This window comes from Agromyces sp. C10, assembly GCF_023217995.1.
Taxonomy (GTDB): Bacteria; Actinomycetota; Actinomycetes; order Actinomycetales; family Microbacteriaceae; genus Agromyces; species Agromyces indicus.
This window is the reverse complement of sequence record NZ_JALPSX010000003.1, coordinates 44,265-70,983: the sequence shown is the minus strand read 5'-3', so window position 1 is coordinate 70,983 and position 26,719 is coordinate 44,265. Positions and strand designations below refer to the sequence as shown.

At 71.9% G+C, this 26,719-nt stretch carries 25 protein-coding genes and 1 riboswitch; of the genes, 16 read left to right on the top strand and 9 right to left on the bottom strand.

The features are described from left to right. Positions 1-116: 116 nt before the first annotated feature. On the bottom strand, positions 117-1,172 hold the full coding sequence (locus tag M1L56_RS04130) for a BMP family protein (RefSeq protein ID WP_248598281.1): 1,056 nt from the start codon (positions 1,170-1,172) through the stop codon (positions 117-119). Between the two features lie 27 nt (positions 1,173-1,199). Then, positions 1,200-2,318, bottom strand: a complete 1,119-nt coding sequence (locus tag M1L56_RS04125; RefSeq protein WP_248598280.1) for a mannose-1-phosphate guanylyltransferase — start codon at positions 2,316-2,318, stop codon at positions 1,200-1,202. A 138-nt stretch (positions 2,319-2,456) separates the two neighbouring features. Here M1L56_RS04125 and sdhC point away from each other — a divergent pair, with 138 nt between their 5' ends. The 8 genes from sdhC (at position 2,457) to M1L56_RS04085 (ending at position 9,981) form a co-directional block, all read left to right on the top strand. Then, complete coding sequence (gene sdhC, locus M1L56_RS04120) at positions 2,457-2,879, top strand: succinate dehydrogenase, cytochrome b556 subunit (protein ID WP_082847107.1); 423 nt, start codon at positions 2,457-2,459, stop codon at positions 2,877-2,879. 10 nt (positions 2,880-2,889) lie between these two features. Next, positions 2,890-3,336, top strand: a complete 447-nt coding sequence (locus M1L56_RS04115) for a succinate dehydrogenase hydrophobic membrane anchor subunit (RefSeq protein WP_067947996.1) — start codon at positions 2,890-2,892, stop codon at positions 3,334-3,336. 7 nt (positions 3,337-3,343) lie between these two features. Beyond that, a complete protein-coding gene (gene sdhA / locus M1L56_RS04110; RefSeq protein WP_248598279.1) occupies positions 3,344-5,155 on the top strand; it encodes a succinate dehydrogenase flavoprotein subunit in 1,812 nt (603 codons plus the stop codon). A gap of 1 nt (position 5,156) precedes the next feature. After that, the gene (locus tag M1L56_RS04105) at positions 5,157-5,924 is read left to right on the top strand and encodes a succinate dehydrogenase iron-sulfur subunit (protein WP_067947992.1); all 768 of its coding nucleotides are present in this window, start codon (positions 5,157-5,159) and stop codon (positions 5,922-5,924) included. Positions 5,925-6,011: 87 nt separating this feature from the next. Next, positions 6,012-7,307 (top strand): YihY/virulence factor BrkB family protein, encoded by a 1,296-nt coding sequence (locus M1L56_RS04100; RefSeq protein ID WP_248598278.1) that lies wholly within the window; start codon positions 6,012-6,014, stop codon positions 7,305-7,307. A 10-nt stretch (positions 7,308-7,317) separates the two neighbouring features. Then, entirely contained in the window at positions 7,318-8,172 is an 855-nt protein-coding gene (locus tag M1L56_RS04095; protein ID WP_248598277.1) for an exodeoxyribonuclease III, read from the top strand. 4 nt (positions 8,173-8,176) lie between these two features. Then, positions 8,177-9,187 carry a tryptophan--tRNA ligase gene (trpS, locus tag M1L56_RS04090; protein WP_248598276.1) on the top strand — a complete coding sequence of 337 codons (1,011 nt, stop codon included), beginning with the start codon at positions 8,177-8,179 and terminating at the stop codon, positions 9,185-9,187. Next, positions 9,184-9,981, top strand: coding sequence for an HAD family hydrolase (locus tag M1L56_RS04085; RefSeq protein ID WP_248598275.1), 798 nt, complete (start codon positions 9,184-9,186; stop codon positions 9,979-9,981). The genes trpS and M1L56_RS04085 overlap by 4 nt, the downstream gene beginning before the upstream one ends. On the opposite strand, the gene glpK is transcribed toward M1L56_RS04085, so the two are convergent. The 3 genes from glpK to M1L56_RS04070 all read right to left on the bottom strand — a co-directional run bounded on the left by glpK (position 9,978) and on the right by M1L56_RS04070 (position 14,216). Beyond that, entirely contained in the window at positions 9,978-11,492 is a 1,515-nt protein-coding gene (glpK, locus tag M1L56_RS04080; RefSeq protein ID WP_248598274.1) for a glycerol kinase GlpK, read from the bottom strand. The two genes, M1L56_RS04085 and glpK, sit on opposite strands and share 4 nt — an antisense overlap. A gap of 57 nt (positions 11,493-11,549) precedes the next feature. Beyond that, positions 11,550-12,260, bottom strand: a complete 711-nt coding sequence (locus M1L56_RS04075; RefSeq protein ID WP_067948053.1) for an MIP/aquaporin family protein — start codon at positions 12,258-12,260, stop codon at positions 11,550-11,552. Positions 12,261-12,464: 204 nt separating this feature from the next. Beyond that, a complete protein-coding gene (locus M1L56_RS04070) occupies positions 12,465-14,216 on the bottom strand; it encodes a glycerol-3-phosphate dehydrogenase/oxidase (RefSeq protein WP_248598273.1) in 1,752 nt (583 codons plus the stop codon). A gap of 121 nt (positions 14,217-14,337) precedes the next feature. On the opposite strand from M1L56_RS04070, the gene M1L56_RS04065 reads away from it, so the two are divergent. The 6 genes from M1L56_RS04065 to ribH all read left to right on the top strand — a co-directional run bounded on the left by M1L56_RS04065 (position 14,338) and on the right by ribH (position 20,349). Continuing rightward, positions 14,338-15,363, top strand: coding sequence for a sugar-binding transcriptional regulator (locus M1L56_RS04065; protein ID WP_248598423.1), 1,026 nt, complete (start codon positions 14,338-14,340; stop codon positions 15,361-15,363). A 69-nt stretch (positions 15,364-15,432) separates the two neighbouring features. Continuing rightward, positions 15,433-16,572, top strand: coding sequence for a hypothetical protein (locus M1L56_RS04060; protein WP_248598272.1), 1,140 nt, complete (start codon positions 15,433-15,435; stop codon positions 16,570-16,572). A gap of 69 nt (positions 16,573-16,641) precedes the next feature. Continuing rightward, positions 16,642-16,787: riboswitch (FMN riboswitch) on the top strand. Positions 16,788-16,857: 70 nt separating this feature from the next. After that, positions 16,858-17,922: a bifunctional diaminohydroxyphosphoribosylaminopyrimidine deaminase/5-amino-6-(5-phosphoribosylamino)uracil reductase RibD gene (gene ribD / locus M1L56_RS04055; protein WP_248598271.1), complete on the top strand. Its 1,065-nt coding sequence runs from the start codon at positions 16,858-16,860 to the stop codon at positions 17,920-17,922. A gap of 2 nt (positions 17,923-17,924) precedes the next feature. Continuing rightward, on the top strand, positions 17,925-18,581 hold the full coding sequence (locus tag M1L56_RS04050) for a riboflavin synthase (RefSeq protein WP_248598270.1): 657 nt from the start codon (positions 17,925-17,927) through the stop codon (positions 18,579-18,581). Continuing rightward, positions 18,578-19,882, top strand: a complete 1,305-nt coding sequence (locus M1L56_RS04045) for a bifunctional 3,4-dihydroxy-2-butanone-4-phosphate synthase/GTP cyclohydrolase II (RefSeq protein WP_067947974.1) — start codon at positions 18,578-18,580, stop codon at positions 19,880-19,882. Before M1L56_RS04050 ends, M1L56_RS04045 begins: the two co-directional genes overlap by 4 nt. Next, positions 19,879-20,349 (top strand): 6,7-dimethyl-8-ribityllumazine synthase, encoded by a 471-nt coding sequence (ribH, locus tag M1L56_RS04040; protein ID WP_067947972.1) that lies wholly within the window; start codon positions 19,879-19,881, stop codon positions 20,347-20,349. The genes M1L56_RS04045 and ribH overlap by 4 nt, the downstream gene beginning before the upstream one ends. A 39-nt stretch (positions 20,350-20,388) precedes the next feature. Here the strand turns inward: ribH and M1L56_RS04035 are convergent, their stop codons facing one another. From M1L56_RS04035 to M1L56_RS04025, 3 genes are read right to left on the bottom strand one after another with little or no spacing between them, the layout of a single operon-like run. After that, positions 20,389-20,760 carry an SHOCT domain-containing protein gene (locus M1L56_RS04035; protein ID WP_067947970.1) on the bottom strand — a complete coding sequence of 124 codons (372 nt, stop codon included), beginning with the start codon at positions 20,758-20,760 and terminating at the stop codon, positions 20,389-20,391. A 12-nt stretch (positions 20,761-20,772) separates the two neighbouring features. Continuing rightward, positions 20,773-21,204, bottom strand: a complete 432-nt coding sequence (locus M1L56_RS04030; protein WP_157356767.1) for a DUF6325 family protein — start codon at positions 21,202-21,204, stop codon at positions 20,773-20,775. 44 nt (positions 21,205-21,248) lie between these two features. Then, on the bottom strand, positions 21,249-24,002 hold the full coding sequence (locus M1L56_RS04025; protein ID WP_248598269.1) for an AMP-binding protein: 2,754 nt from the start codon (positions 24,000-24,002) through the stop codon (positions 21,249-21,251). Between the two features lie 268 nt (positions 24,003-24,270). Between M1L56_RS04025 and M1L56_RS04020 the strand changes: the two genes are divergently transcribed. Further along, positions 24,271-25,785: an MFS transporter gene (locus M1L56_RS04020; protein WP_248598268.1), complete on the top strand. Its 1,515-nt coding sequence runs from the start codon at positions 24,271-24,273 to the stop codon at positions 25,783-25,785. Between the two features lie 110 nt (positions 25,786-25,895). Continuing rightward, positions 25,896-26,321 carry a hypothetical protein gene (locus tag M1L56_RS04015; protein ID WP_231878583.1) on the top strand — a complete coding sequence of 142 codons (426 nt, stop codon included), beginning with the start codon at positions 25,896-25,898 and terminating at the stop codon, positions 26,319-26,321. 38 nt (positions 26,322-26,359) lie between these two features. On the opposite strand, the gene M1L56_RS04010 is transcribed toward M1L56_RS04015, so the two are convergent. Then, positions 26,360-26,710 carry a hypothetical protein gene (locus M1L56_RS04010; protein ID WP_248598267.1) on the bottom strand — a complete coding sequence of 117 codons (351 nt, stop codon included), beginning with the start codon at positions 26,708-26,710 and terminating at the stop codon, positions 26,360-26,362. Positions 26,711-26,719 lie beyond the last annotated feature (9 nt).

Genomic DNA, 26,719 nt, shown 5'->3' with positions numbered 1-26,719 from the left:
AGTTGCGCCGCACGGAACGGGTCCCGCTCGGCCATCGGGCAATGGTTATGAAGCCGCGACATTCTGCTCATATGAGCAGGCGGAACTCACCCCCGAGCGGGGGACGCGGCATCCGTTCAAGGGGTCGACGGCGACTCGACGACGAGCTCACCCGCGATGATCGCCTGGCGGATCCCCTCGAGCTCACCCTGCAGCTCGGGCGGGACGAGCGCCTCGAGGTCGTGGTACGGCGCCAGGTCGACCCCGCCGTTCTCGAGCGTGCCGACATAGGGCTCGTTGTCGAAGGTCTCGTCCTGCACCTCGCCGACGATGTCGACCATCGCCTGCTGCGTGTTCTTCAGCACGCTCGTGAGCAGTACGGGCCGGAACTCGGCCGGGAGGGTCTCGTACCCGTCGCTGTCGACCCAGATGATCGACACGCCGTCTCGCTCGACCGCCGCCGCCGCGGCGCCCTCGCCGACCTGCCCGGCCACGGGGAGGATTACGTCCGCGCCCTGGTCGATGAAGCCCTCGGTGAGCACCTTGCCCTTGTTGATGTCCTCGAAGTCGCCGGTGAACGAACCCTCCTGGCTCTCCTTGTTCCAGCCGAGCGCCCGCACGTCGGTGCCGTGCACCTCGTTGTACCGCGCCACGCCGTCGACGAAGCCGTCCATGAACAGGGTCACGGGCGGCTGGTTGCCGCCGCCGAACGTGGCCACCACGCCGGTCTTCGTCACGCCGGCGGCGAGGTAGCCGGCGAGGTAGGACGCCTGCGCGGTGTCGAACACGACCGGCTTGACGTTGTCGGCCTCGACCGACTCGTCGACGATCGCGAAGGCGAGGTCGGGATTGCGACCCGCCTGGTCGAGCGTCGCATCGGCGAGCTCGTAGCCGACGGTGACGATCAGCCCGCAGCCCGAGTCGACGGCCTGCTGGACGTTCGGGGCGAGGTCGGTCTCGCTCGTGGACACGAGGGCCTCGGCCTCGACGCCGTACTCCTCCTCGGCCTGCTGCAGCCCCTCCCAGCTGGACTGGTTGAACGACCGGTCCTCGAGCCCGCCCGAGTTGGTCACCATCCGCACGCAGCCGTCGGCGGTCGCGCCGTCGTCGTCGGCTTCCGGCGCCGGCGCGCAGCCCGCGAGGGCGACGGATGCCGCCACCAGGGCGACTCCGAACCGGACTGACCTGCGCATCCGCATCCGCCGACCGCCTTCCCGCGCCTAGAGCACGTCGTTCGAGCCGCCGAGCCGGAGGGCGTCGACGACCGCCTTCACCCGCTGCGCGTGCTCGCTCGTGGTGACGAGGAGTGCGTCGGGCGTGTCCACGACGACGATATCGCGCACGCCGATGAGGCTGATCACGCGGTCGGCGCGGCTCACGACGATGCCGCTCGACGCGTCGGCGAGGACCCGCGCGTTCTCCCCGAGGATGGCGAGCTCCCCCGAGCGTCCGGCGGTGTTGAGCTTGGCGAGCGAGGCGAAGTCGCCCACGTCGTCCCACTGGAAGTGACCGCGGATGACCGCCATGCGGCCGGCCGCCGCGGCCGGCTCGGCCACCGAGTAGTCGATCGCGATCTTCTCGAGCGTCGGCCAGATGCGGTCGACCGCCGGGCCGCGCGTCGCCGGATCGTCCCACGCGGCGGCGAGTTCGACGAGGCCGGCGTGGAGCTCGGGCTTGGTGCGCGCGATCTCGGCGAGGAGCAGGTCGGCGCGCGCGATGAACATGCCGGCGTTCCAGAGGTGCCGGCCGCCGTCGAGGTAGCGCTTCGCGGTCTCGAGGTCGGGCTTCTCGACGAAGCTCGACACCGCCGAGACGTGCTCGTGGCCGCCCACCTTTAGCGGATCCCCGCACTCGATGTAGCCGAAGCCCACGGCGGGCTCGGTCGGCGTGATGCCGATCGTCGCGATGTAGCCGGCGTCGGCGACGGCGACGGCCGCGGTCACCGCCTCGCGGAAGAGCCTCGAGCCCGAGATCACGTGATCGGCGGCGAACGAGCCGATGATCACGCCCGGTTCGCGTCGTTCGAGGATGGCGGCCGCCAGGCCGATCGCGGCGGTCGAGTCGCGCGGCTCGCTCTCGAGCACGATGTTCTCGTCGGCGAGCTCCGGCAACTGCGCCTCGACGGCCGCGCGGTGCGCGCGCCCGGTGACGACCATGATGCGCTGCTCGCCGGAGATGGGGGCGAGCCGCTCCCACGTGTCGCGCAGCAGCGTCTGGCCCGATCCGGTCAGGTCGTGCAGGAACTTGGGGGCGTCGGCGCGCGAGAGCGGCCAGAGCCGGGAGCCGACCCCGCCCGCGGGGATGACGCTGTAGAAGCGGTCGAGGGGTGCCTGTCGCATCCGCTCAGGATAGCGGCGGGCCGACGGGTGGACACGGCGGCGACCGGAGCACGCCCGAGACGGGATTAGACTCGAACCCGGGCCATCGGTCCCGTCACGCCCACAGTCGGGCGACGCACACCGCCAGGAGGGTTGTCCATGTCAACAACGACGACACGGACCCCGACCGCACCCGAGAAGCCGGCGACTGAGAAGCCGGGCGGCACGCTCTACCGCGGCCGCGAGGGTATGTGGTCGTGGGTGCTGCACCGGATCACGGGAGTCGCGATCTTCTTCTTCCTCCTCGTGCACATCCTCGACACCTCGCTCGTCCGCGTGAGCCCCGAGGCGTACAACGCGGTGATCGCCGCCTACCAGACGCCCATCATGGGCCTCGGCGAGGTCGCGCTCGTGGGAGCGATCGTCTTCCACGCGTACAACGGCATCCGCGTCATCCTCGTCGACTTCTGGTCGTGGGCCACGCGCAACCAGAAGGTCCTCTTCTACGTCGTCATCGGCCTGTGGGTGCTGACCATGCTCGCGTTCACCCCGCGCCACCTCATCAACGTCTTCAGCCACTAGGAGCGCCGAGATGACCGTCATCGAATCCCCGCGCACCCCCGCACGGCCGGCGCCTCGCCGCGGCGTCAACGTCGAGAAGTGGGGCTGGATCTACATGCGCGCCTCCGGCGTGATCCTGCTCGTGCTCATCTTCGGCCACCTCTTCGCCAACCTCATGGTCGGCGAGGGCGTGAAGGCGATCGACTTCGGCTTCGTCGCCGGCAAGTGGGCCTCGCCGTTCTGGCAGTGGTGGGACGTCCTCATGCTCTGGCTGGCCCTGATCCACGGCGCCAACGGCATGCGCACGCTGATCAACGACTACACGAACCCGGGCACCGTGCAGAAGGTGCTGAAGCTCGCGCTCGTGGCATCCGTCGCCGTGCTGCTCGTGCTCGGCACGCTGGTCGTGTTCACCTTCGACCCGTGCCCCGCCGGATCGCCCGCCGACCTGCTCCCCTCGTTCTGCCCCGCCGCATAGGAGTCACGTGAACCCCCAGAACGCCAGCGCCGAGTCGACGATCGTCGACGGCGTGCACCACCACCAGTTCGACATCGTCATCGTGGGCGCCGGCGGCGCCGGCATGCGCGCCGCGATCGAGGCCGGCCCCGGCGCGCGCACCGCCGTCATCTCGAAGCTCTACCCGACCCGCTCGCACACGGGCGCGGCGCAGGGCGGCATGGCGGCCGCCCTCGCGAACGTCGAGGAGGACAGCTGGGAGTGGCACACGTTCGACACCGTCAAGGGCGGTGACTACCTCGTCGACCAGGATGCGGCCGAGATCCTGGCGCGCGAGGCGATCGACGCGGTCATCGACCTCGAGAACATGGGCCTGCCGTTCAACCGCACGCCCGACGGCAAGATCGACCAGCGGCGGTTCGGCGGCCACACGCGCGACCACGGCAAGGCGCCGGTCCGCCGCGCGTGCTACGCGGCCGACCGCACGGGCCACATGATCCTGCAGACGCTGTTCCAGAACTGCGTCAAGCTCGGCATCGAGTTCTACAACGAGTTCTACGCGCTCGACCTGGTCATGACCGAGGTCGACGGCGTCCCCCAGCCGTCCGGCGTCGTCGCCTACGAGCTGGCGACCGGCGAGCTGCACGTCTTCCAGGCCAAGGCCGTGATCTTCGCGACCGGCGGCTTCGGCAAGATCTACAAGACGACGTCGAACGCCCACACGCTCACGGGCGACGGCGTCGGCATCATCTGGCGCAAGGGCCTGCCGCTGGAGGACATGGAGTTCTTCCAGTTCCACCCGACCGGGCTCGCCGGCCTCGGCATCCTCCTCACCGAGGGCGCGCGCGGCGAGGGCGCGATCCTCCGCAACGCGTCCGGCGAGCGGTTCATGGAGCGCTACGCCCCGACGATCAAGGACCTCGCGCCGCGCGACATCGTCGCCCGATGCATGGTGCAGGAGGTCGCGGAGGGCCGCGGCGCCGGTCCGAACAAGGACTACGTGCTGCTCGACTGCACGCACCTCGGCGCCGAGGTCCTCGAGACCAAGCTGCCCGACATCACCGAGTTCGCCCGCACCTACCTCGGCGTCGACCCGGTCTACGAGCCGGTGCCCGTGATGCCGACCGCGCACTACGCCATGGGCGGCATCCCGACCAACGTCGACGCCGAGGTGCTCCGCGACAACACCACCGTCGTGCCGGGCCTCTACGCGGCCGGCGAGTGCGCCTGCGTCTCCGTGCACGGCTCGAACCGCCTCGGCACGAACTCGCTGCTCGACATCAACGTCTTCGGCAAGCGCGCCGGTCGGAACGCGGTCGAGTACGTCAACTCCGGCGTCGACTTCACGCCGCTCCCGGCCGACCCGGCCGGCGACGTGCGCCGCATGCTCGAGATGCTCCGCGACTCGAACGGCACCGAGCGCATCGCCGCGATCCGCAAGGAGCTCCAGGACGAGATGGACAAGGGCGCGCAGGTGTTCCGCACCGCGGAGTCCCTCGCGCACGTGGCATCCGTCATCGCCGGCCTGCGCGAGCGCTACCGCAACATCGCCGTGCAAGACAAGGGGAAGCGGTTCAACACCGACCTGCTCGAGGCCGTCGAGCTCGGCTTCCTGCTCGACCTTGCCGAGGTCGTCGTCGAGTCCGCCGCGAACCGCGAGGAGAGCCGCGGCGGCCACATGCGCGACGACTTCCCCGACCGCGACGACGAGCGGTTCATGCAGCACACGATGGCCTACCTGTCGGGCGACCCCCACTCGTCGATCGCCTCCGACCACATCCGGCTCGACTGGAAGCCGGTGACGATCACCCGATACCAGCCCATGGAGAGGAAGTACTGACGTGACGACCGCCACGCTCGAGAACACGTCGGCCGGGTCGGCGGATGCCGCGATCCAGTCCTTCACCGTCACGTTCCTGATCCGCCGCTACGACCCCGAGGTCGACTCGGAGCCGCGCTGGCAGGACTTCGACGTCGAGATGTACGCGACCGACCGGGTGCTCGACGCGCTGCACAAGATCAAGTGGGAGCAGGACGGCTCGCTGACCTTCCGCCGGTCGTGCGCGCACGGCATCTGCGGCTCGGACGCCATGCGCATCAACGGCCGCAACCGCCTCGCCTGCAAGACGCTGATCAAGGACCTCGACATCTCGAAGCCGATCTACGTCGAGGCGATCAAGGGCCTGCCGCTCGAGAAGGACCTCGTCGTCGACATGGAGCCCTTCTTCGCGAGCTACCGCGAGGTGCAGCCGTTCCTGCAGGCGCGCACCACCCCGGAGCCGGGCAAGGAGCGCATCCAGGACGTCGCCTCGCGCGCGCGGTTCGACGACACCACCAAGTGCATCCTCTGCGCCGCCTGCACCTCGTCGTGCCCGGTGTTCTGGACCGACGGGCAGTACTTCGGCCCCGCGGCGATCGTGAACGCGCACCGCTTCATCTTCGACTCGCGCGACGACGAGGCGAAGGTTCGCCTCGACATCCTGAACGACAAGGAGGGCGTGTGGCGCTGCCGCACGACCTTCAACTGCACCGACGCGTGCCCCCGCGGCATCGAGGTCACCAAGGCCATCGCCGAGGTCAAGCAGGCGATCATGCGCGGCAAGCCCTAGCGGGCAGCACCGACGGCACGGGCCCGGCGTCAGCGGACGCCGGGCCCGTCGTCGTGTCCGGGGCCAAGCACTGGCTAGGGTGATCGCGTGGGACGACGCGGAGCGGGACGACCCGACGGCGACGCGAGCGGCGCCGCGGTGGCGCCCCGCGCGGAGCCGGTGAACGGGCGCGAGCTCAGGCTGCGCCTCGACGAGCCGATCGCGCGGGTGACGGACCTCACCCGGCGCACGATGCAGATCTTCCCCGTGCGCGTCTGGCGGCACTTCCTGCAGCGCAACGGGTTCCTGCTGTCGGCGGGCATGAGCTACCAGGCGCTGTTCGCGACGTTCGCCGCGATCTACGTGGCGTTCGCGATCGCCGGGCTCTGGCTCGTGTCGAGCCCGGGCACGCTGAACGCCCTCATCACGCTGATCAACACCTACGCGCCCGGACTCATCGGCCCGACCGGCCTCATCACGACCGACGACCTCGTCGAGGTGACCGAGGCGAGCACGAGCCTGTTCGGCCTGACGGGCGCCGTGGCCCTGGCGGGCCTGATCTGGACGGCGATCAGCTGGATCACGTACACGAGGCTCGCGGTGAGGAGCACGTTCGGCCTGCCGCGCGACGACCGGCCGTACGTCCTGCTCAAGGCGCGCGACTTCCTCGCCTCGCTCGGCTTCGGCATCGCCCTCGTCGTGGCTGCCCTGCTCTCGATCGTCGCCACGACCCTCCTCGACGCGTTCCTCGACCTGCTGGGCCTCTCGGCCGAAGCGGCCTCGCCGGTGATGTCGGGCGGCCTGCGGTTCGGGTCGCTCGTCGTGGTGTTCGTCATCGACACCGTGGCCCTCGCCGTCCTGTTCCGGTTCCTCTCGGGAGCGGCCGTGCCGTGGCGGCGCATGTGGATCGGCTCGCTCCTCGGCTCGGCGGCGCTCAGCGTCCTGCACGTGCTGGGCGGCTTCCTCGTGACGGCCACGACGAACAACCCGCTACTGGCGACGTTCACGGTGTTCATCGGCCTGCTGCTGTGGTTCCGCATCGCGAGCATCGTGATCCTCGTCGCCGCCGCCTGGATCGCGATCGAGACGGCCGACGCGAACGACACCCTGCGCCCGGTCACGCCGGACCAGCGGGCGGCCGAGGCGCTGCTCGCGGAGCGCCGGGCCGACGCGGCCGAGCGTCGACGCGAGGTCCGCACGATCCGCGACGCCATGGAGGAGGCCGGATGGTTCGGGTGGCTGCGCGGCCGACGGCGGCTGACGCGCGCGGAGGCCGACCTGGCCGACGCGGAGCTCGCGGTCGCCGACGCGGAACGGGCACTCGATCAGGCAGCGGCCGAGGCGGCGGCCGCGCGGCGGCGGCGCGGGCGGCGCCGGAACCGGGACGTCGGGGGGCTCGCCTAGGATCGAAGGCATGCCCCCCGCCTCGATGCTCCGTGTCGCCACCGCCAACGTGAACGGGGTCCGCGCGGCGTTCCGCCGAGGCATGGGCGACTGGCTGGCCGCGCGCGATGTCGACCTCCTCGCCCTGCAGGAGGTCCGCGCGTCGACCGACGACCTCGCCGCCCTGCTGGGCGACGAGTGGAGCATCCTGCACGACCCGGCCACCGCGAAGGGCCGCGCGGGCGTGGCGATCGCGAGTCGCGCCGACGCGCACATCCACCGGGTGGAGCTCGGCGAGACCGACCACGACACCGCCGGCCGCTGGCTCGAGGCCGACTACGAGGTCGGCGGGCGCATCGTCACGGTCGTGAGCTGCTACGTCCCCTCGGGTGAGGCCGACTCGCCCAAGCAGGTCGACAAGTACCGCTTCCTCGATGCGATGAGCGAGCGGATGACGCAGCTCGCCGAACACGAGCTCGCGGTCGTCGTGGGCGACCTCAACGTCGGTCACCGCACGCTCGACATCAAGAACTGGAAGGGCAACGTGAAGCGGGCGGGCTTCCTGCCCGAGGAACGCGCGTACTTCGACCGGTTCATGGGCTCGGAGGACGACGAGCGCTACAACGCCGGCGCGGGCCTCGGCTGGGTCGACGTGGGCCGTCGGGTCGCCGGCGAGGTGCCCGGCCCGTACACGTGGTGGTCGTGGCGCGGCAAGGCGTTCGACAACGACAGCGGCTGGCGGATCGACTACCAGCTCGCGACGCCCGCGCTGGCCGACCTGGTGCAGGCGTACTCGGTCGACCGCGCCGACGCCTACGACCAGCGATGGTCCGACCACGCCCCCGTCGTCGTCGACTACGCCATTCCGACCCCTGAGGACTCCTGAATCCATGAACTCCGCACGTCCCGTCGTCTTCTCCGGCATGCAGCCGTCCGGCGACTCGCTCCACCTCGGCAACTACCTCGGCGCGCTCGTGAACTGGGTCGCCCTGCAGGACGACCACGACCCGATCTACTGCGTGGTCGACCTGCACGCGATCACGGTGCCGCAGGAGCCCGACGCGCTGCGCGAGGCGACCCGCCGCACGGCGGCGCAGTACCTCGCGGCCGGCGTCGACCTCGAGCACTCCACGCTCTTCGTGCAGTCGCACGTGCCGGCGCACACCGAACTCGCGTGGGTGCTGGGCACCCTCACGGGCTTCGGCGAGGCGAGCCGCATGACCCAGTTCAAGGACAAGTCGACGCGGTACGGCGCCGAGGCGACGACCGTCGGCCTGTTCACCTATCCGGTGCTCATGGCCGCCGACATCCTGCTGTACGGCACGCACCTGGTGCCCGTCGGCGACGACCAGCGTCAGCACCTCGAGCTCACGCGCGACCTCGCGGGCCGCTTCAACTCGCGGTTCGGCGACACGTTCGTCGTCCCCGAGGCGATGATCCCGAAGGAGTCGGCTCGCATCTACGACCTCCAGGAGCCCACGGCCAAGATGTCCAAGTCGGCGTCGAGCCCGAACGGGCTGATCAACCTGATGGACGACCCGAAGGTCATCGCCAAGCGCATCAGGAGCGCGGTCACCGACACCGAGCGCGAGATCCGCTACGACCCGAAGGCGAAGCCCGGCATCGCGAACCTGCTCGACATCTACGCGACGGTCACCGGGCGCACGATCCCCGAGCTGGAGGCGGAGTACGACGGTCGCGGCTACGGCGACCTCAAGAAGGACCTCGCCGAGGTCGTCGTCGAGCGCGTCGCGCCGATCCGGGAGCGCACGCTCGAGCTGATGCAGGACCCGGCCGAGCTCGACCGGCTGCTCGCGATCGGGGCCGACAAGGCGTCCGAGCGGGCCGAGCAGACGCTCGCCCGGGTGTACGACCGCGTGGGCTTCCTCGGCCGGCGGTGAGCAGCGCCGACTCCGCATCGGGTGCGGTCGGAACAGCCGGGGGCGGGCCGGTCGTCCTGTTCGACCTCGACGACACGCTCATGGCGCATCGCGAGGCGGTCGCCGCCGGCATCGCGCTGCACATGCGGGAGCGGGCCTACGCTGGCGACCTCGCGGCGGCGCAGGCGCTGTGGCACGAGCTCGAGGAACGGCACTACCACGCGTACCTCGCCGGAGACCTGACGTTCGAGCAGCAGCGTCGGGCGCGGGCCACCGACTTCGCGCTCGCGCACGGCGAGCAGGTCGACGACGAGGCGGCGGGCGCCTGGTTCGGCGCGTACTTCGAGCGGTACCGCGAGGCGTGGGCGCTCCACGACGACGTGCACCCGGCGCTCGACGCGCTGGAGACGGTGCTGCCCGGCGTGCGGTTCGGCATCATCACGAATGGCGAGTTCGAGTTCCAGCTCGCCAAGCTCGTGCGGCTCGGGCTCGAGGTCGGCCATCCGGGACGCATCGCCCACCTCGTGGCATCCGGTGCCGAGGGCGTCGCGAAGCCCGACCGGCGCATCTTCGCAGCGGCGGTCGCGCGGTTCGCCGCCGACGCGCCCGTGTCTGGCGCCGCCTACGTGGGCGACCGGCTGCGCACCGATGCGATCGGCGCGGCGGAGGCCGGGCTGGTCGGCGTCTGGCTCAACCGGCCCGGCCTGCGCCCCGCCGGTGACGAGGCGACGCATGCCGCTGCGGCGGGCGTGCTCGAGATCCGCACGCTCGCCGAGCTGCCCGCGCTCCTCGCCGCTCGGCTCGGCGGCGACTAGCGGACGTCGTCGTCGACCCAGTCGAGGGTCTTCGTGACGGCCTTCTTCCAGTTGCGGACCAGGCGGCCCTGCTCGTCGGCGTCCATCGACGGCGTCCAGCGGCGGTCCTCCTGCCAGTTCTTGGCGAGGTCGTCGAGGTCCGACCAGAACCCGACCGCGAGCCCGGCGGCGTACGCGGCGCCGAGCGCCGTGGTCTCCGCGACGACCGGGCGCACGACCGGCACACCGAGGATGTCGGCCTGGAACTGCAGCAGCGTGTCGTTGGCCGTCGCGCCGCCGTCGACGCGGAGTTCGGTGAGGTCGATGCCGGCGTCGGCGTTCACGGCCTCCACCACGTCGCGCGTCTGGAAGGCGATGGCCTCGAGCGCGGCGCGCGCGATGTGGCCCTTGTTCACGTAGCGCGTGAGGCCGACGAGTGCGCCGCGCGCGTCCGGACGCCAGTACGGCGCGAACAGGCCCGAGAAGGCGGGCACGAAGTACGCCCCGCCGTTGTCCTCGACGGACTTCGCGAGCTCCTCGACCTCGGCGGCCGACGAGATGAGGCCGAGGTTGTCGCGCAGCCACTGCACGAGCGATCCGGTGACGGCGATCGACCCCTCGAGTGCGTAGTGCACGGGCTGGTCGCCGAGCTTGTACCCGACCGTCGTCAGCAGCCCGTTCTTCGAGTGGACGATCTCCTCGCCCGTGTTGAAGATGAGGAAGTTGCCGGTGCCGTAGGTGTTCTTGGCCTCGCCCGCGGCGAACGCGGCCTGGCCGAACGTCGCGGCCTGCTGGTCGCCGAGGATGCCGGCGATGGGCGTCTCGCGCAGCAGGCTCGACTCCTCGACCGTGCCGTACACCTCCGAGGAGGAGCGGATCTCGGGCATCATCGAGCGCGGCACGCCGAAGATGCCGAGGATCTCGTCGTCCCACTGCAGGGTCTCGAGGTCCATGAACAGCGTGCGGCTCGCGTTGGTGACATCCGTCGCGTGCACACCGCCGTCGACCCCGCCGGTGAGGTTCCACAGCACCCACGTGTCGGTCGTGCCGAACAGCAGGTCGCCGGACTCGGCCTTCTCGCGCGCGCCCTCGACGTTCTCGAGGATCCACACGATCTTCGTGCCCGAGAAGTAGGTCGCGAGCGGCAGGCCGACCTTGGCCTTGAAGCGCTCGACGCCGCCGTCCGCGGCGAGGCGGTCGACGATCGGCTGGGTGCGCGTGTCCTGCCAGACGATCGCGTTGTAGACCGGCTCGCCGGTGGTGCGATCCCAGACGACGGCGGTCTCGCGCTGGTTGGTGATGCCCACCGCGGCGATGTCGTGGCGGGTCAGGTCGGCCTTGCCGAGCGCCTGCCCGACGACCTCGCGGGTGTTCCGCCAGATCTCCATCGGGTCGTGCTCGACCCAGCCGGCCTTGGGGAAGATCTGCTCGTGCTCGAGCTGGCCGGTCGAGACGATCGAACCGGACTTGTCGAAGATGATCGCGCGCGACGAGGTCGTGCCCTGGTCGATCGCGAGGATGTGGTCAGCCATCTGAGGACTCCATCGTGTTCAGGGGGTTGGGTGAGGGGGTGAGCGGATGCCGCGGGGTCAGCCGAGCAGCGGGAGCAGCGGGATCGCGGCGAGACCCGCGAGGACCCCGCCGATGATGGGGCCCACGACGGGCACCCACGAGTAGGCCCAGTCCGAGCCGCCCTTGCCCTTGATGGGCAGCACCGCGTGGGCGATGCGCGGGCCGAGGTCGCGAGCCGGGTTGATCGCGTACCCGGTCGGACCACCGAGCGAGGCGCCGATGCCGACGACCAGCAGTGCGACGGGCAGGGCGCCGAGGGCCGCGAGACCGGAGGCGTCGCCGTTGCGGCCGAACCCGATCACGACGAACACGAGCACGAACGTGCCGATGATCTCGGTCACGAGGTTCCAGCCGTACGAGCGGATCGCCGGACCGGTGGAGAACACGCCGAGCTTGGTGGCGGGCTCCGGCTCATCGTCGAAGTGCTGCTTGTAGGCCAGCCAGGCGCCGGTCGCGCCGAGGAAGGCACCGATGAGCTGCGCGCCGATGTAGGTGACGACCGAGAGCACGTCCACGGGGACGCCCTGTCCGAACTCGCTGGCACCGTTCGCGACGAGGCCGAGCGTCACCGCCGGGTTGAGGTGCGCACCCGAGGCGTAGGCGACGACGACACCCGCGAAGACCGCGAGTCCCCAGCCGAAGTTGACCATGAGGAAGCCGCCGGCGAAGCCCTTCGTCTTCGCCAGGGCGACGTTGGCGACCACGCCGCAGCCGAGGAGCAGCAGCATGGCCGTGCCGATGAGTTCCGAGAGGAACACGACACCGAGATTGTCCACGTTGACCTTCTTTCGTTCATCCGGACCACCGCCGTCGGTGGCCGGTTCCGGGGGCGGGGCCGCTCGGCCCCGATGAAACGTACCCGCCGGAGCCGCCCGGAACGGGCGGTCCGACGTGCACGTCTGTGCAAGTTCGAGACCTGCGCCTCCGGCGCGCTACTCGACCAGCGACGGCTCGGCGAGGTGCACGCCGTGCCGTTCGGCGAGCACGCGCCGCGTGCCCTCGACCTCGGCCCGCTGCGTCCCCTCGTCCCAGCCGAGCTCCCGGCCGACGACGTCGGCCAGTTCGTCGAGGAGGGCCGGCGTCAGGGCGCCGGTGAAGGCGAGGCTCGTCCGGCGGAACACCACGTCGGCCAGGTGCACGACGCGCTCATGGCGCGTGATCCAGGCGATCTCCTCGCGGCTGTACCCGTCGTGTCCGACGAGCGGCGTCTCGGGACCGTCCTCGACCGCGGCGATGAGCGCGGCGGCGCGCGTGCCGTAACGCTCGAGCAGCTGCTCGGCGCGCTCCCGTCCGACGCCGTCGCCGTGCCCGGCGACCCAGACCAGCCGCGCGTCATCCGTCGTGGGGTACCCGGCACCGCCGCCGACCGGGAGGCCCCGGGTGGACCGCGCCCGGGTGCGGCCGATGAGCCCGAGCACCTCGTCCGCGAGGTGCTCGGCGAGCGCGCGGAAGGTGGTCCACTTGCCGCCGACGAGGCTCAGCAGGGTCGTGCCCGGTCGCTCCGCGACATCCGCTCGCTCGATGCGGTAGTCGCGGCTGACGAAGCCGGGGTTCGTGTCGTCGTGGCGCGGCAGCGGACGGACGCCCGAGAAGCGGTAGACGATCTGCGACCGGTCGACGCGGATGCCTGGGAAAACGTGCGCGACGAGGTCGAAGAAGTAGTCGACCTCCTCCTCGGTGCAGACCGCGGGCTCGCGCATGTCGTGCTCGAGGTCGGTCGTGCCGACCATCACGCGGCCCTTCAGCGGGTAGATGAGGACGATGCGGCCGTCCTCGTGCTCGAAGAAGATCTCGCGACCGCCCGTGGCCTCGAGCAGCTCGGGGTGGTCGAGCACGATGTGCGACCCCTTGGTGCCGCCCATGAAGCGGGTCTCGCGGCCGAGCTGCGCGTTCGTGAGGTCGGTCCAGGGACCGGACGTGTTGACCACCACGTCGGCGGCGAGGTCGAACTCGTCGCCCGTGACGCCGTCGCGCACGCGCACTCCGGCCGGGCCGAAGCCGACGGCCTCGAGGTGATTCGCCGCACGTGCGTGCGGACCGGCGGCGAGGCCGTCGTGCAGCACGTCGAGGGCAAGCCGCTCCGGGTCGTGCATGCTGGCGTCGTAGTAGGTCGCGGTGTACTTCAACGCGGGGTTCAGGGCGGGCAGCTCCGCGAGCGACCGCTTCCGGCCGAGGAACCGGTGACGCGGCACGCTGCCGCCGTCGCGCGAGAACGCGTCGTAGATCGTGAGGCCGGCCTTGATGAGGGCCGCCCCGCGCTCGGTGGGCGCGCCCTGCCGGTGGGTGAGGAACCGCAGGGGCGCCGAGAGGATGCCGGAGAAGGTCGAGAAGATCGGCACGGTCGTGCGAAGCGGCTTCACGTAGTGCGGGGCGATCCGGAGCAGGCCGTTGCGCTCCTGCACCGACTCCTGCACGAGCCGGAACTCGCCGTTCTCGAGGTAGCGGATGCCGCCGTGGATCATGTGGCTCGAGGCGGCCGATGCGCCCGAGACGAAGTCGTCGCGCTCGACGAGCACGACGTCGACGCCCTGCAGTGCGAGGTCGCGGAACGTGGCGATGCCGTTGATGCCGCCGCCGATGATGACGACCTCGGCGGTCGGTCGGGCGCGGAGCTCGGCGATCTCGGCGCGCGGGCGGGGGGCGGGCGTGGAGCGGGGCGTCGTCGGCGACGTGGTGGGCGACATCGCTGTCCTTTCGAGCTGGTCACGCCGGGTTGCGGTGGGTGCCCGGCTGTGGATGAATACATCGTGTGCACACGCGCACATGCTTGCAACCGGAATGAACAAACGTGCAAGGGAGTCCGGGATGACGGTGACGGATGCCACGGGGCCCGCGCTCGACGGCGCGCTGCCCGACGGCAAGACCCGCGACGCGCTGCGCGCCGCCCACCTCTACTACCTGCAGGACCTCACGATGGACGCCATCGCGAAGGAGCTGCACACCTCGAGATCCTCGGTGTCGCGCCTGCTCAGCCACGCCCGCGCGACGGGACTCGTCGAGATCTCGATCCACTCGCCCCTCGACCTGCCGAGCCGGCTGGAGCAGGAGATCCTCGAGCGCCATGAGGTGTCCGCGCACGTCGTGCCCGTGCCCGACCATGCGAGCGACGTCGACCGCCTCGAGCGCGTGGCCCTCACGGCTGCACGGATTCTCAACCGGTTCATCGACTCGAACCAGACCATCGGCATCGCCTGGGGCTCGACGATGAGCGCCATGAGCCGGCACCTCGCGCCGAAGGCGACCCACAACTCGGAGGTCGTCCAGCTCAACGGCGCGGGCAACCTCCGCACCACCGGCATCCTCTACGCCTCCGAGCTGCTGCGGCGATTCGGCGACGCGTTCGGCGCGCGGGTCCAGCAGTTCCCGGTGCCGGCGTTCTTCGACGACCCGGCGACCAAGGAGGCCTTCTGGCGCGAGCGCAGCACCCGGCGCCTGCTCGACCTGCAGGCCGCGATGGACGTCGCGATCTTCGGCGTCGGCTCCCCCTTCGCCGAGGTGCCGAGCCACGTCTACCAGGGCGGCTACCTCGAGCGCACCGACTACGAGGCGCTCAGCCGCGACGGCGTGGTCGGCGATGTCGCCACCGTCTTCTACCGGGCCGACGGCTCGACCGACGGCATCGCCCTCAACGCGCGCGCGACCGGGCCCGACTTCGCGGTGCTGCGCCGTGCGCCGCGTCGCATCTGCGTGGTGGCGGGTGCCGCGAAGCTGCCGAGCCTGAGGGGCGCGTTGGCCGCCGGACTGGTGACCGACCTCATCGTCGACGAGGGCACCGCGCGCGGGCTCATCGAGACCGCGCCGACGACATCCGGCGACGCGACGCAATCGTGATCCACGAGCGGGATTCCGACCGGTAGCGTGAGGCTCGCGGCCCCGGACGGCCGCGCACGAGAGGACCCCATGCACCCGTCCGACGCCACCCCCGCCCGAGGGCGTCGCTCCGCCGGCATCCGAGCCGCCGCCGCCGTCGCCGCGGTCATCGCGGTCGCCCTCGCCGGGCACCAGGTGGGCTCGTCCCTCGCCCACGCCCAGGTCTGGCCGCAGTGGTCGGCCGCCGACGGGCGGTACGACGAGGCCACCGTCGACCACGGCGCCGCCGTCGACCACGGCGAGGCCGTGCTGGCCCGCGCGGAGCGCCTCCTCGAGGTGGCGGCCGGCGACCTCGTGAGCGAGGAGCATCGGACGGCGCTCCAGACCGCGGTCGCCGAGGCGGCCGAGGTCGTCGCCGACCGTCCGGCGGGGGCGGCCACGATCGCCTCGCTCACGGCGCCGTCCGAACTCGCGCCCGCGTGGGACCGGTACGGCGACCTGTGGGAACTCGTCGAGCTCATCCCCGAGCGCGTCGCGGCGTCCGAGCGCATCGAGGCGTCGACCGAGCGCGTCGCGGGCGCCGTCCGAACGGTGTCGGATGCCGCGGACGCGTTGATGACGGGCGCCGAGGAGGCGGCGGCGTCCATCCTCGCCGCGAGCCCATCGGCCACCTACCGCACGCGCGCCGCCCTGCAGGCCGCCCTCGACGACGCGTCGGGCGGCTCGGGCACGACCGTGCGGCTCACCGACCTCGCCACGAGCGTCGCCGCCGTCCGCTCCTCGCACCAGGCCGAGGAGGAGCGGCGCCGGTCGTTCCCGGTGCGCGCCGAGATCGAGGCCTTCGCGCGGTCGATCTCGTTCGGGGTCGAGATCGACTTCGCCTGGGACTACGTCGTCGGCGGCTACTCGAGCGACGGCTGGTACTCGGGCACCGCCGAGTTCTTCGACGACGGCGACGGCTGGGGCCTCGTCTCGCTCAGCGAGAGCATCGAGGACGCCTGGTCGTGGGACGAGAACGCCAAGGCGGTGGTCGTGCACGAGGTCGGCCACACGCAGGTGCTGCGCGAGGCCTGCCATGCGATCTTCGCGGGGCCCGAGTTCTCCGGCGACCACGAGGCGTGGGCCACGGCCTGGGCGATCGGCATGGGCTACGACGTGCCCGGATCGGGGATCGAGGCGTACGGACGGCCGAGCGACGCGCAGATCGCCGCGGCGGCGGCCTGCCGCTGACCGTCGCGCGCGGGGCGTGCGAGCCCGGGAATACCGGGCGCCCTCCGGCGTTGACCTAGAATCGAATCGAAACGTGCTCCGGGGTCGGTGCAAGTCCGAACCGGCGGTGATAGTCCGCGAGCCGGGAGCGCGTGGCCGTCCGGCCGCGCGCGAACGGTTGAACCGGTGGAACTCCGGTACCGACGGTGAAAGTCCGGATGGGAGGCGGCACGGGTCGGCGACGCAGCGCGTCGCCGGCGTTTCCCGCGTCGTCGGGACCCCCGGAGCCTGGAAGGCAGGCACCCGATGTCCACGGCCACGCGAGCGGCGACGGATGCCGCGGCGATGCGCCGGGCGCTCGAACTCGCCGAGCGCGGCCCGGCCCGAGGGGTGAACCCCCGCGTCGGCTGCGTCATCCTCTCCCCCGACGGCCGTCCCCTCGCCGAGGGGTGGCACCGCGGCGCCGGCACCCCGCACGCGGAGGTCGACGCGCTCGAACGGCTCGGCCCGGACGGCGCCCGCGGGACGACCGCGGTCGTGACGCTCGAACCCTGCAACCACACCGGCCGCACCGGCCCGTGCGCCCAGGCGCTCATCGCGGCGGGCGTCGCGCGCGTCGTCTACGCCGTCGACGACCCCGGCGACCACTCGGCCGGAGGCGCCCGCACGCTCCGCGACGCGGGCATCGAGACCGAGGCCGGCCTGCTCGCCGACGAGGTCGAGGCGTTCCTCGACGACTGGCTCTTCGCCGCCCGGCACCGCCGACCCCGCATCACCGTGAAGTGGGCGTCGAGCCTCGACGGCCGCGTGGCCGCGCCCGACGGATCGAGCCGCTGGATCACCGGACCGGAGGCCCGGGCCGACGTCCACCGGCGCCGCACCGCCGCTGACGCCATCGCGGTCGGCACGGGCACCGTCCTCGCCGACGACCCGTCGCTCACCGCCCGCGACGCCGACGGCTCGCTGCTCGACGCCCAGCCCGTCCCGGTCGTCTTCGGTCGACGCGAGGTCCCCGCCGGGGCGGCCCTCGAGCGGCATCCGCACGACCTGCTGCGGTTCACGGGCGACGACCTCGTCGCCGACCTCGCGGAGCTCCAGCGGCGCGGCATCCGTTCGCTCTTCATCGAGGGCGGACCCACCCTCGCGAGCGCGTTCCTCGCGGCCGGACTCGCCGACGAGCTGCTCGTATACCTCGCCCCAGCGGTGATCGGCGGCCCCAGGACCGCCGTCGCCGACGTCGGCGTGACCACCATCGCCGACGCCCTCCGCTACGACTTCGCCGACCTCGTGCGCCTCGGCGACGACCTGCTCGTCGTCGCCCGGCCGCGCACGGCGGCGCACCCCGACCCATCCACCCGAGAGAAGGCCTGAGCATGTTCACCGGAATCATCGAGGAACTCGGCAGCGTCGCGCGCGTCGAACCGCACGCCGACGTCGTGCGACTCACGGTCCGCGGCCCCAAGGTCGTCGAGGGCGTCCGCCACGGCGACTCCATCGCGGTGTCGGGCGTGTGCCTCACCGTGGTCGACGCCGACGCGGAGTCGTTCACGGCCGACGTCATGGCCCAGACGCTCCGCATGTCGACGCTCGACGACGTCGCCGAGGGGCGACCGGTGAACCTCGAGCGGGCCGCGCTCGTCGGCGACCGGCTCGGCGGCCACATCGTGCAGGGGCACGTCGACGGCACCGCCGAGGTGCTCGAGGTGCGTCCGGGCGACGAGTGGCGCGTCATCCGCTTCTCGCTGCCCGACGCGCTCGCCGCACTCGTCGTCGACAAGGGATCCATCGCGGTCGACGGCGTCTCCCTGACCGTCAGCGCGCTCGGCGACGAGCCCGACGGCTCCTGGTTCGAGGTGTCCCTCATCCCCGAGACGCTCGCGGCGACCACGCTCGGCCGACTCGAGGCGGGCGACCGGGTGAACCTCGAGACCGACGTGCTCGCACGCCACGTGCAGCGGATGCTGCGGCTCGATGCGCACCGGGCGTTGCCGTCCTCGCTCGCCGAGCCGTCGATCGGAGGCGTCCGATGAGCCTCGCGACGATGCCCGAGGTCCTCGAGGCCCTGCGCGCCGGCAAGCCCGTGATCGTGGCCGACGACGAGGGCCGCGAGAACGAGGGCGACGCGATCATGGCCGCGGAGTTCGCGACGCAGGAGTGGATCGCCTGGATGGTGCGCCACACGAGCGGCTACCTGTGCGCGCCCATGCCGAACGCGTTCGCCGACCGCCTCGGCCTGCCGCTGATGGTCGAGCGCAACGAGGACGTGCGCGGCACCGCCTACACGGTCTCCGTCGACGCGGCCGACCGCATCTCGACGGGCATCTCGGCGTCCGACCGGGCGCACACGCTGCGGATCCTCGCCGACCCGGACGCCACGCCCGAACGGCTCATCCGGCCGGGGCACATCCTGCCGCTCCGCGCGGTCGACGGCGGGGTCCGCGAGCGCGCGGGCCACACCGAGGCCGCGGTGGACCTCATGCGCCTCGCAGGCCTGTCCCCCGTGGGCGTGATCGGCGAGCTCGTCGACGACGACGGCGAGATGATGCGCCTGCCGCGGCTGATCGCGTTCGCCGAGCAGGAGGGTCTGCCCGTCACGACGGTGGAGGCGCTCATCGCCTGGCTCCGCGAGCACCACGAGGGGCAGGACCTCGCCGCCGGCGAGGCGCCCGAGCCGATCGCGGAGTCGCCGCGAGTGCAGTTCGAGGTCGAGACGAACCTGCCGACCGTGCACGGCACCTTCCGGGTCCGCGCCTACCGCGACCGCAGCACGGGAGCGGACCACCTGGCGATCATCGCGGGCGACCCCACCGCCGACCCTGCGGGGGCCATCGCCCGCGTGCACTCGGAGTGCCTGACGGGCGAGGCGATCGGCTCGCTCAAGTGCGAGTGCGGCCCGCAACTGGACACCGCCCTCGCCACGATCGCCGAGCACGGCGGCGTCGTCGTCTACCTGCGCGGTCACGAGGGCCGCGGCATCGGGCTCATCAACAAGCTCCGCGCCTACCGGCTGCAGGAGGGCGGACTCGACACCCTGGACGCCAACCTCGCCCTCGGGCTCCCGATCGACGCGCGCGACTTCAGCGCCGCGAGCGCGATCCTCGACGACCTCGGGGTCGAGCAGGTGCGGCTGCTCACGAACAACCCGGAGAAGGTCCGCCAGCTCGAGGCCCACGGCATCCGCGTCGCCGACCGCCTGCCGCTCGTCGTGGGTGTCGGAGCGGTCAACGCGGGCTACCTCGAGACCAAGCGCACCCGCATGGGACACTCGATCGACGACGGCCAGCTCACCGAGGCGGCCGCGGACGCACTGCTGAGAGGACACGCATCATGAGCGGAGCCGGATCCCCCGAACTCGACGTCGACGGCCGCGGCCTGAGGGTCGTCGTCGTGGCGGGCAGCTGGCACGACGAGATCACCGACGGGCTCATCGCGGGCGCGACGGGCACCCTCGAGCGCGCCGGCGCCGAGTTCGAGCTCGTCCGGGTCCCCGGCAGCTTCGAGCTGCCCGTCGTGTCGAAGGCGGCCCTCGAGGCGGGCGCCGATGCGGTCGTGGCGCTCGGCGTGATCATCCGGGGCGGCACGCCGCACTTCGAGTACGTGTCGTCGGCCGCGACCGACGGGCTCACGCGCGTCGCCCTCGACACGGGCAAGCCCGTCGGCTTCGGCGTGCTGACGCTCGACGACGAGCAGCAGGGCCTCGACCGCGCCGGCCTGCCCGGGTCCAAGGAGGACAAGGGCCGCGAGGCCGCGGAGGCCGCGATCGTGACCGCGAAGGCGCTGCAGGCGCTGCGCGCCTGATCAGCCGACGGCGACGAGCGGCGCCGGCCGGTCAGGTCGTCACGCGAGCAGCTTCGCCTTCGCCGCCGCGAACTCGGCGTCGTCCAGGATCCCCTGCTGCTTCAGCGCGGCGAGCTTCTGCAGCTCGGCCACCACGTCGACGCCGCCCTGCGCCGGCGCCGCCGCCGCGGGCGCAGCCGCCGGCGGAGGCGGTGGCGCGTACTGCGGCGCGGCCGCCGCCTGCTGGGCCTGGTACTGCTCGGCCTCCCACTGCTGCTGCGCCGCCGCCTGCTGCTCGGCCTGCTGGTTCGCGTAGCGCTGCTGCTGCCGACGGGCGACGTTGCCGCTCACCGCGGTCGCCGTGCCTGCGACCACGGCCGTCCGCGCGGCCATGCCGATCAGTCCCGGTCGGCCTCCCCTGCCGAGTGGCATGACGGTCCTCCCCTATTCCACGTTCGCCGCTGCGGCGAACACCTCGTTGACGACGGTCGCAGGGATGCGCTCCACCTGGAGCACCTCGCCGCCGGATGCGGCGAAGGCGGAGGCGAGCCGCTTCGCCCACAGCAGTTCGATCGCCATGACGGCACCCGCCGTGCCGGGCGGGATCGCCTCGGCGAGTTCGTCGATGTCCTCGTCGCCGATCACGCCGGAGGCCTCGAGCTCGACGATCGTGAACCCGAAGTCGTCGCGGAACTCCTCGTACTCGCGGACGGTGACCGTGCCGTCATCGCCGCGCGCGACGATGAGCAGGTCGAGCAACCGGATCTCGTCGCCCAGCATCAGCTCGCCGAGCGCCGACAGCGTCGCGTCGTCCGGCCGATCCCCCTCGAAGCTCACGACGTAGATGTCGACCGGCCCGTAGTCCAATTCGGCCATGGTTCCCCCTGCCCCCGGATGTCGCGCGTGCGCGCGATCACGATTCAATCCCGGGTGGAGCGCTGCCGATGTGCCGAAGGTCCCACCCGAACCGAGGCGAGCCATCCGCTCGTCCGGTTCCAGGCCCACCAGGCGGCGATGCCGACGGCGAACGACGCGACGATCGCGAGCGGCGGCGACACCTCCTCGATCGGCGGATACACCTGCCAGTGGGTCAGGTAGACGAACATCGAGGCGGATGCCACGGTGCCGAGGCCCGCGGCGAGGCGGACCGGGACCGGCAGGCTCGTGACCCAGACGAGCAGCCCGAGACCCACGAGCACGACGGCCTCCCGAACCGGATCGCCGAAGAAGCCGGGCACGGTCACGAGTGCGATGACGCTCGCGGCGACCCGACGTCGCGTGGTCGTCGCTCGCGCGATGAACCAGCCGAGCGCGATGAGCCAGGCCACCCCGGGCAGCGCGTAGTGCACCGGCGACGGCGTGGTGAGACCCCCGGATGCCGCGTACCGGAGCGCGAGCGCGGCCGTGAGGACGACCGCGGCGAAGGCGACCGGGCGCCGACGCTCGAGCGCGTCCAGCCGCGGCACGGCCATGATCGCCGCGACGGCGAGGATGGCCCAGACGAGCGCCTCGAGGAACCAGAGGTGCCACTGGTCGCTCCACCCGCCGTCGGCTCCGGCGAGCCAGTTCGACAGGAGCACCGTCGCCGGGTCGTACGTGCCGGCGATGAGCGCGACCCCGCCGAGCCAGAGCACGGCCGGCACGGCGATCGATCGGGCGCTCCGGAGGAGGCCGCCCACGCGCCGCATCCGGGCCGCCCGGGTGCCGGCCGCGCCCGCTTCGCCGCCGAGCCGCCCGGGCGTGAGCCGGAAGCGGGCGAGGTTGAAGCCGGCGACGGCGAGCAGCAGGTGGGCGCCGCCCTGGAGCTGGATGACGTCGGCGTGCGTCGCGACGATGAGCACGATCGCGACGGCGCGCAGGACCACGGAGGTCTCGACGTGGGCGATGCGGCGGCGTGCCGGCCCCGGACGGTCGACGCGGCCTGGACTCCGTCGTGCCGGTCGCGTCGCCGCGCGCCCCGCGGCGGTCGGCGCCCCGGCGTCGACCGTTGCGACGGACGGCGAGGGGGTGCTTGCGGCGTCGGCCCCGATGTCGGCGGGCGCCGGGGCGCCGGCGAGTTCGGCGATGCTCCGACTCGGCCAGTCCGTCGGCAGCGCCCCGAGGCGCGACTCGAGTCGCAGGGCGAGCTCGACGTAGTTGAGCGAGTCGCCGTCGAGGCTGGTGAAGCTGTCGTCCGGCGTGGCGTCGGGCCGGCCGAGCAGCTCGGCGTAGAGGTCGCGCAGCTCCTCGGCGGTGGTCGCGCCGGCGGGCACGGCGGCGGCATCCGCGGCATCCGTCGCTCGGAGCAGGCTCGCATGCGCCCGGAGCGCGGCGTGGTCCGGCTTGCCGTTCGGCGTGCGCGGGAACTCGGCGATGGCGTGCACGTCGAAGCCGTGCGCGGGCAGGCCGGTGATCCGCGCGGCCGCGTCGCGGGCCCGCGCCACCGATCGCTCCTCGCGGACGAACACGGCGAGGTGCTCGTCGACGCCCACCACGCGCGCCTCGACGCCGGCCTCGGCGAGGCGTCGCTCGATGAGGTCGAGGTCCAGCCGCAGTCCGAACGCCTTCACGAACCTGCTGAGGCGGCCGGTGATCTCGTAGAGCCCGTCGTCGCGGCGGCGCGCGAGGTCGCCCGTCCGCAGCTCGTCGACTTCGGGTCCGCGCCCGAGGTCGGCGGCCGTCTCGGCGTAACCCATCATCACGTTCGGCCCGGTGTAGACGAGTTCGCCCTCGCCGGGTGCGCCGCCGGCGCCTTGGTCGATGCGGAACGATCCGCCGGGGATGGGCACGCCGATCGCGCCGGCCGCGGTCTCGGCGAGCTCGGCCGGCAGGTACGCCATGCGCGCCGTCGCCTCGGTCTGGCCGTACATCACGACGACCTCGAACCCGCGCTCCCGGCCGAGCCGGGCGAGCCCGCGCACGCGCTCGGGATCCATGCGCCCGCCGGCCTGGGTGACGTACCGGAGCGACGGGTGCGGTCGCCGCGAGAAGTCGGTCGTCTCGAGCAGCTCGTAGGTGTACGGCACCCCCGCGATCGAGGTGGCCTCGTGCGCGTCGAACTCGGCCCAGAACGCCGGTTCGACGACCGAGCGGTCGGTGAGCAGCAGGCTGCCGCCGGCGACGAGGTGGCTGTTCACGACCGAGAGGCCGTAGCAGTAGTGCAGCGGCAGCGTCGTCGCCGCACGGTCCTCCGGCGTCAGCCGCAGGTAGTCGGCGATCGATCGGGCGTTGGCGAGCACGTTGCGCTGCGAGAGGCGCACGAGCTTCGGCGACCCGGTCGACCCCGACGTACTCGCGAGCAGCGCGAGGTCGCGGTGGAACACGTGCCGGCTCTCGTCGCGGAGCCGGTCGAGCTCGACCTCGTCGTCCGCGCCGACCCGCACGACGACATCGGGTGCGTACCGCGCGACGACGTCCTCGAGCGCCGATCCCCCCGCGGCGTCCGGTTGCGTGAAGAGCAGCGGGTGACCGCCCGCGAGCGCGGCGAGGTAGGTCACGACGGTCTCGACGGTGTTCGAGCCGGCCAGGAACACGAGGCGGCGGCCGGTGCCGAGTTCCGCGCGGCGGGCGGCGACGCGGTCGGCGAGTTCGGCGTAGTCGACGGATGCCGCGGGCGTGACGAGTGCGGGTGCGCTGGGGTCGCCGCCGAGCAGGTCGAGCGCGTGGGGCTCGGTCCGGGTCAGGGTCGTGCGCACGTGTGGCCGTTCGTGGAGGGGTGCCGGGAAGGCTCCGGCAAGATCAGGTAAGGCTTACCTTACGTGACATTCGTCGCGCGTTGAAATCGCCGATGTCGCCGTTCGTCGCACACCACGATCCGCTCGTCGCGCCCGGCTCGCCCGCGCCGCGGCCCGCGCGTAGGGTGAGCAGGTTGCCACAAGCAGCGGTTCCACCCCCACCCGGCGGGTCGCGCCCCATCCCGGCGCCCCGCCCCGGCCCACGTACGCACCGGAGTCCCGCCCTGCCATGACCGCAACCTCCTCCACCGACCCGAACCCGACCGCCCCGGCGACGCCCGCCGCGCCCGCGAACTCGCGCGGCCGCGTCATCCTCGCCAGCCTCGTCGGCACCACCATCGAGTTCTACGACTTCTACGCGTACGCCACCGCGGCCGTGCTCGTGTTCCCGATCCTGTTCTTCCCCACCGGGGACGACACCACCGCGCTGCTGGCGTCGTTCGCCGTCTTCGGCGCCGCGATGGTCGCCCGACCGGTCGGCGCCATCGTCTTCGGCCACTTCGGCGACAAGCACGGGCGCAAGGCCACCCTCGTGGCGTCCCTGCTCACCATGGGCATCGCGACGTTCCTCATCGGCCTGCTGCCGACGTACGACCAGATCGGCTGGTGGGCAGCCCTCCTGCTGCTCATCATGCGCCTGGCGCAGGGCTTCGCCCTCGGCGGCGAGTGGTCGGGGGCGGCGCTCGTCGCGACCGAGAACGCCCCGAAGGGCAAGCGCGCCTGGTACGGCACCTTCCCGCAGCTCGGGGCGCCGCTCGGCTTCATCATCGCCAACGGGGTGTTCCTCGCCATCAACCTCCTCGCGCCCTCGCGCGAGTGGTTCTTCGAGTGGGGATGGCGCGTGCCGTTCCTCTTCTCGGCCGTCATGGTCATCGTCGGCCTCTGGGTCCGCCTGAAGCTCGTCGAGTCCAGCGCGTTCACGAAGGCCGCCGAGAAGGGCACGATCCGCAAGCTCCCGCTCGGCGCCGCGTTCCGCCACAACTGGCGCGAGCTCATCCTCGGCACGTTCATCATGCTGGCCACCTACGTGCTCTTCTACCTGATGACGAACTTCACCCTCTCGTACGGCACGAAGGCGGCCGACCTCGAGACCGCGTCGGCCGCCGCCGAAGCCGCGGCCGCGGCATCCGGAGCCGAGTTCGACGCGAACGCGTTCGCCGCGCAGTTCTACCCCGGCCTCGGGTTCGCGTATGCGGACTTCGTGACCATGCAGATCATCGGCGTCGTGTTCTTCGGCATCTTCACGCTGCTCTCGGGTCCCATCGCCGACGCGATCGGCCGCCGTCGCCTGCTCATCTGGGTCACCGTGGCGATCATCGTGTTCGGACTCACGTTCAACCTGTTCCTCATGCCGCAGCTCGACCCGAAGTTCACCGGCGCGCTCGCGCAGGCCTTCCTCGTCTTCGGCTTCGTCCTCATGGGGGCGACGTTCGGTCCGATGGGCGCCCTGCTGCCCGAGCTGTTCCCGACCAACGTGCGCTACACGGGCTCGGCGGTGGCGTACAACGTGTCGTCGATCCTCGGCGCCGCGGTCGCGCCGCTCATCGCCGTGGCGCTCTGGGCGGCGGCCGACGGCCAGCCGTGGCCGGTCGGGATCTACCTCTCGACGATGGGCGTGCTCACCCTCGTCGCCCTCCTGCTCTCGAAGGAGACCAAGGACGTCGACTACGACGACGCGGGCATCGGCGCCGACCGGACGACCGGCCGCATCGCCGAGGGCGAGACCGAGGTCGCGTCGCTGTAGCAACCCCTTCTGGCGGTTCCGGACCCGGCGTACCATGTCGCGCGACAGGGGTCGCCGGGTCCGCTGCCGGCAACGTCGACACCCGGCCCCCGGAACGGCGAGGTGCGCGGATGAACATGACGATGGACATGATGAAGGGCGCCATGTCGGGATCCGACATGCCCATGAAGGACATGGACATGTCGATGATGCAGGAGGCCATGGAGGCCCTCTCCGCGTGTATGCAGGCGTGCGTCATGTGCGCCGACGCCGACGCGGGCGAGGGCATGGGCCGGTGCGCCGCCATGTGCTCCAACTGCGCCGACGTGTGCGACACCATGATGCGGATGATGCTCCGCACGACCGGCTACGACATGCAGGTCATGATGTCGATGATGGAGACCTGCGTCATGATGTGCCGTGCCTGCTCGGAGGAGTGCGCGAGGCACGCCGAGATGAGCGAGCACTGCCGCATGTGCGCGATGGCCTGCGACCAGGCGGTGTCGGCCATGGAGAAGATGATGGGCTCGATGCGGGAGATGATGCCCGCGAGCTGATCACTCGGTGCGGTGGGCCGGCTCGTGGCCGCCAGTGCTCAGATCGCGGCGACGCTGAACCGGTCCTCGCCGCGCGCGAGCACGTCGTAGACCTCGTGGAAGGCGACCGGGTCGCCCGGCGCGAGCTGTCGGTGGAGCCCGTCGTGGTGCCAGACGCGACGGGCCCCGCCGTCGAGGTCCACGAGTTCGACCACGCCGTCGGCGTGCACGGCGGTGACGACCGCGTCGAGCCACCGGCTCGCGGCGATGCGCGAGAGCCGCTCCTGCATGGGGTGCAGTTCGTGACCGGGCCGGAGGCTCGAGCACGCCTCGCCGTCGACGCAGCCGCGCATGCCCATCGCGAGGCCCGGCTGGAACTCGGCGGCGGCGTGCGGCTTCGGGGTCGACATGGCGTGCTC